Annotated in this window: 5 protein-coding genes; all 5 read right to left on the reverse strand. The window is 75.6% G+C overall.

Annotated elements, in window-relative coordinates; translation table 11 throughout:
* The coding region (locus tag AB0J68_RS26345; protein ID WP_363940909.1) for a spore coat protein at window positions 1–896 on the reverse strand (896 nt) is incomplete at its 3' end.
* Entirely contained in the window at window positions 893–1,615 is a 723-nt protein-coding gene (locus AB0J68_RS26350; protein ID WP_363940916.1) for a glycosyltransferase family protein, read from the reverse strand. The genes AB0J68_RS26350 and AB0J68_RS26345, both read right to left, overlap by 4 nt.
* 71 nt (window positions 1,616–1,686) lie before the next feature.
* Window positions 1,687–3,516 (reverse strand): class I SAM-dependent methyltransferase, encoded by a 1,830-nt coding sequence (locus AB0J68_RS26355; RefSeq protein WP_363940911.1) that lies wholly within the window; start codon window positions 3,514–3,516, stop codon window positions 1,687–1,689.
* Window positions 3,506–4,357: a hypothetical protein gene (locus tag AB0J68_RS26360; protein WP_355068162.1), complete on the reverse strand. Its 852-nt coding sequence runs from the start codon at window positions 4,355–4,357 to the stop codon at window positions 3,506–3,508. The genes AB0J68_RS26355 and AB0J68_RS26360 overlap by 11 nt, the downstream gene beginning before the upstream one ends.
* A gap of 10 nt (window positions 4,358–4,367) precedes the next feature.
* Window positions 4,368–5,337: DegT/DnrJ/EryC1/StrS family aminotransferase (locus tag AB0J68_RS26365; RefSeq protein ID WP_363940914.1), on the reverse strand; the 970-nt coding region annotated here is incomplete at its 5' end.

Genomic DNA, 5,337 nt, shown 5'->3' on the forward strand with positions numbered 1-5,337 from the left:
GCCCGCCCGGGCAACCCGGCGCCGGTCAGCTCCGGAAGTTCGCCGAGGCCGGCGGCCAGACCGTGCTGGACCACCCGGGCGTACGACTCGCGTTGGTTGTCGACCACGCAGACCAGCGCGGCGGGCGCCCCGAGGCAGCACAGTTCCCAGGTGGAGGTGCCAGCGGCGCTGACCACCAGGTCCGCCCCGGTGATCAGGGCCGGCAGCGAGCCGGTGGGCGGGACGGGACGGACGATCTGCCCCCGCCCGGGGGTGATCGTCTCCAGCTCGGCCTCGATCTCGGGTCGGCCGACGACGACCGTGAGGTCCATCGGGTGTCCGGTGGCCAGCAGCACCCGGGTCAGCACCGGGGCCGCGCCGACCGCGTCGGTGCCGCCGAAGAAGGCCAGCACCCGGGGCCTGCTGACCGCCGTGGCGGGCCGGGGCGTCGCCGGACGGGCGGTCACGACCGAGTCGCGCAGCAGGGCGTACCCGCTGCCGGCGAGCAACCGCCCGGGCAGCGCCGGGAGCTGGGCCCCGAAGTTCTGGTCGAGGTAGAGGTCGGCGTCCTGGCCCCGGCTGTCCCCGTCGATGACGGCGAGGGTGAACACGCCTGCCGCGCGCAGGGCACCCGCGCCGGCCGGGTCCAGCTCGTAGGAGTCGACGACCACCACGTCGAGGTCGTGTCGCCGGGCCGCCTCGACCAGCTCGGCCGGCGACTCGGGGCCGGGGTGCAGTCCGATGCCGCGTGCGGCCAGCTCGGCGGTGGCCCAGCCGAGCCGTTCCACAGTGCCGAACACCGCGACGTGGGCGCCCCGGGCCAGGAACTCCTCGGCGAGCGCCAGGCAGCGGACGAGGTGCCCGACGCCGCGCCGCGGCCCGGCGTCGCAGCGCAGCCCGACCCGTAGCGTGCTCACGACTCCTCCAGCCGCTTCTGGCGTACGTCGGCGTTGAGCGCGCGCAGCCGCGGCTGCCCGTCGAGCCAGTCGGCGAGCTTGGCCAGCGGCACGCTGACGTCGCCGAAGTGGTCGGCGACGGCGCTCACCAGCGCCCAGTCCTGCTCGGTGTCGAGGGTCAGCCGCAGCGCCGAACGGTCCGGGGTGAGGGTCACCCCGAGCACCCGGAACACATCCGGATGGGTGTACGCGTACGAGGTGACGTGCACCCGGTGGTGACCGGTGGCGAGCCGGTCGAGGGTCCGCAGGGTCTCCGCGCGGATGATCTCGACGTCCAGCCCGCGGGGCAGGGTCCGGGCGATCGACGTGCTCGCGTAGTCCAGGCCGGGCACGGCCCGGTACACCGAGGCGACCAGCGTGATGATCTCCGGGTCGAGCAGCGGACAGTCGGCGGTGAACCGCATGACCGCGTCGCCGGGGTGTGCGGCGAGCGCGCCCACGAACCGGCCCAGCACGTCGTCGACCGGCCCGCGGTGACACGGCACGCCGAGCCGCCGGCACTCGTCGACCACCGCGTCGTCGACGGTGTCCGTGCTGGTCGCGACCACCAGGTCGGCGAGGACGCCGCTGTCGCGGGCGGCGCGGACGACGCGGCCCAGCACGGACCGCCCGGCGAGCGGGCGGAGCACCTTGCCGGGTAGCCGCGACGAGCCCATCCGGGCCTGCACGATCCCGACGATCCGTGGCCCCGCTCCCGTGTCGGCCGTCGGGTCCGGTCGGCTCGCCGTCGCGGACGCGTTGTCGTCGCCGGTCACTGCTGCTCCTCCTGCCTCGGCGCGAGCGCCGCCCGCGCTCGCCGCTTGGCGGCACGCGCACCCCGCTTGGCCAGCCGGGCCGGGGTGATGGCGAGCCGGCCGACGCGGTAACTGATGGACCCGCTGAGCAGGCCGATCTTCGCCTCGGCCCGGCGCAGCGCCCGCTCCCGGGAGGTGAGCAGCTCGTCGGTCCATCGGGTCAGGGCGGCGAGCCGGCTGATCTCCTCGCGTTGCCGCAGCCACGCCTCCCGCAGCTGCTGGTAGCTGCGCGCGCCGACCGGCGGGTCGGTCGGCTCGACGGCCTGCAGCTCGGCGGCGAGGGTCGCGCGGCCGTTGGCGTCCAGGCCGTGCAGCGTGGCCGCGATCGCCGCCTCGGCCTGCACCGCCTCGGCCACGGTCGCCCGGTCCAGGTCGTGGCCGGCGAGCCCGCCGAGCACCACGGTCAGGCCCGCGACGTCGAGAGTGGACGACCACGGGTGGGCGTACCCGCCGGTGAGCAGGGCCGCCGCGAAGCGCCACAGGCCGCGGGCCAGCACCACGTCGCCGGGCAGCGTGTCGGTGGCCCGCCAGCTCGGGTCGAGCACCGCGTACCGTTCCCCGCTGACCACCATGTTGTCGGTGCTGGCCAGCGCCGCCGCGCCGGCGAGTCGGCCGTCGGCGTCGGCCTGGCCGGCGAGCCAGCCCGCGTACCCGTGCAGCAGCGTGCGCAGCGTCGCCAGGTCGCGGCGCAGCGCGGCGTCGAGCAGCAGGGTGTGCAGCAGCCGCCCGGTCGGCACCGGCCCGGACAGTGCGGCGGGGTCCCGGTACGCGGCTTCGCGGCTGGCGAACGGCGCGGCCGGCGTGCTCGTGCCGGCGCCAGTGCCGGCGGTGTGGCTCCACCGCCAGCCCGACGGGCCGTCGAGCACCTCCAGCACACCGATCCCGGGCTGGCCGGACTGCCCGGTCTGCGCCAGCGCCACCGGCAGGTCCCCGTCGACGGTGGCGTCCGTGGGCCCACCCGGTCGACGGGCCAGCATCAGCCAGGCCGGCGCGAGATCGGCGGCACGCCCGGCGTGCAGGGCGTCCACCGCCAGCCGGGCCGGGTCCTGGAGTACGGTCGCGGTGCCGAAGGCCCCGGCGCAGGCGCCGTGCAGCACCGCGTCGAACAGCCCGCAGCCCGCGCCCCGGTCGAGCTGGTCGGCGTCGAGCAGCGCCGTCGCGGTCGCGCCGTCGGGGTACGCGGCCCAGCAGGCGACCGAGCGCAGCCCGGCGCCGGTGAGCCGCTCGCGCAGTTGGTCCCGGTTGGCGGGGTGCGCCTGGTCCAGCACGCCACCGATCACCCAGGCGGAGTCGTCGCGGGCGGCGTACCAGGGGGTGGTGGCCACCAGCCGGTGCAGCCCGAGCGGGTTGTCCAGGCGCAGCAGCAGCGCGCCGCCGGGGCGTACCGCCGCGACCAGCCGTGCCAGCACACCGTCCCAGCCCAGCCGGGTGCCCTCCACCGACTCCACCGGGTCCAGTCCGGCGGCGGCGATCACCACGTCGTACGTCTCGTCGTCGGGCAGCCCGGCCGGGCCGCCCACGACCACGCGGGCGGCCCGCTGAGCCAGCGCCACCGCGTCCGGGTGGCTGCGCAGCAGGCAGGTCACCTCGGCGTGGGCGAGCCGGACGAGCAGCGCCGGGTCGTGCGGGCCGGCCAGCAGGACCCGGGCGCCGGGCGGCACGATCCGGGCGGCCAGCGCGGCGAGGGGCCCTCCGTCGGCCAACCGCTCCTTGGGCAGGTCGGACCAGGCCAGCATCTCGCCGCCCGGCAGGGTGATCCGGCCGGCGGGTGCCGTCTCAGTCGTCACTGTCGTCCTCTTCTTCTTCCGGAAGGTTCGCCCAGCCGAGCAGCTCCCGCAGCTCGGGCGGTGTGCAGCGGTGGTCGGTGCCCAGCTCCGCGCGGGCGATCGAGACCGCGGTGGGCAGGTCGACCTTCGCGCCGTGCAGTTCCGGCCACTGCCGCCGGATGCGGGCGGTGCCGCCGAAGGTCGGGTCCTCGTTGGACAGGATCATCGGGTCGCCGTAGACCGCCGGTTCGCAGCCGGCCGCGATGCCGTAGAAGATCGCGCTGGTCAGCCGGTTGGATGCTACCCGCCGGTGCCGGCGCAGCTCGGTCAGCTGCTTGTCGAGGAACTCCGGGTCGGTGTCCTTCCACCAGTGCCCCCGGTAGCCGTGGCAGATCACCCGGAACCCGGCGCGTTCGTAGAGCCGGCGGACGTGGCGCATGCCGTACTCGTGCCAGTAGAGGCAGACCGTGACCGGGCCGGGCTCGGTGTCGCGGATGCGGGCGATCAGCTCCCGGTGGTCGCCCTTGACGTGCTGGCCCTCCCAGCCGTGGAACGGGTACCAGATGGTGCCCTCCCGCTCCTGCGCCGGCGGGTTCTCCGGCCGCATGGCCAGCAGGTAGGTGAACGGGGCGCCGATCACGACGACGTTGCGCCGCCCCACCGACCAGGCCCGGCGGCGGGTCTGCTCGGACCAGAGCAGGCTCGGGGTGCCCTCGGCGTACGGGTGGCCCGGCGCCAGGCCGTCGCCGATGTTCCAGCCGTGCTGCACGTACCCGTTGATTCGCGGGGGATGCCGGTCGCCGAGGCCGGCGTAGCGGGCCAGCACGTGGGCGTGGCCGTAGAAGTGGTTCGCGTGGTGCATCAGGTTCCCATCAGGCGGCGGTACGCACCGAGCCGGCCCGCAGGGCCACGGCCAGCGCGTCGATGACGCGGTCCTGGTCGGCGTCGCTGAGTCCCGGGTACAGCGGCAGCGACAGCTGCTGGGTGTAGAACGACTCGGCCACCGGGCACGATCCGCGCCGGTAGCCCAGGTCGGCGAAGGCGGGGTGCCAGTGCACGGGCAGGTAGTTGACCTGCACGCCGATTCCGGCGGCCCGCATCCGGTCGTACACCTCGCGGCGACGCCCGTCGAGCACCCGGATCGGGTAGAGGTGCCAGGCCGGGTCGGCCCACGACTTGCGGGTCGGCAGCAGCACGCCGTCCAGGTCGGCCAGCGCCTCGTCGTAGCGGGCGACCAGTGCGCTCCGGCGGGCCTTGAACGCGGCGAGCCGGCGGAGCTGGCTGCGACCCAGGGCGCACAGCACGTCCGGCAGGCGGTAGTTCAGCCCGAACTCGTGCACCTCCTGGTGCCACCCACCCTCGTCGGCGAAGCGCAGCTCGGCGCGGTCGCGGACGACGCCCACGCCGCGGAACCGGCGGGCCCGCTCCAGGATGCGCGGATCCAGCGCGGCGACCGCGCCGCCCTCGGCGGTGGTCAGGTTCTTCGTGGGGAAGAACGAGAACGTGGTCAGGTCGGCGAGCGAGCCCACCGGACGGCCGTGGTACGTCCCGCCGATCGAGTGCGCCGCGTCGGCGAGCAGCACCGCGTCCGAGCCCTCGACCGACGTGCGCAGGGCGTCGTAGTCGGCCGGGTGGCCGGCGTAGTCGACAGCGGAGACGACCTTGGTACGCGAGGTGACCGCCGCGGCGGCCGCGGCCGGGTCCAGGCAGAACGTCTCGTCCTCGACGTCGGCGAACACGATCGTCGCGCCGAGGGCGACGGCGCTGCTGGCGGTCGCCACGAACGTCATCGGCGGGACCACCACCTCGTCGCCCGGTCCCACCCCGGCGGCCGCGTACGCC

The sequence above is a fragment of the Micromonospora sp. NPDC049580 genome, from assembly GCF_040675595.1.
Taxonomy (GTDB): Bacteria; Actinomycetota; Actinomycetes; order Mycobacteriales; family Micromonosporaceae; genus Micromonospora.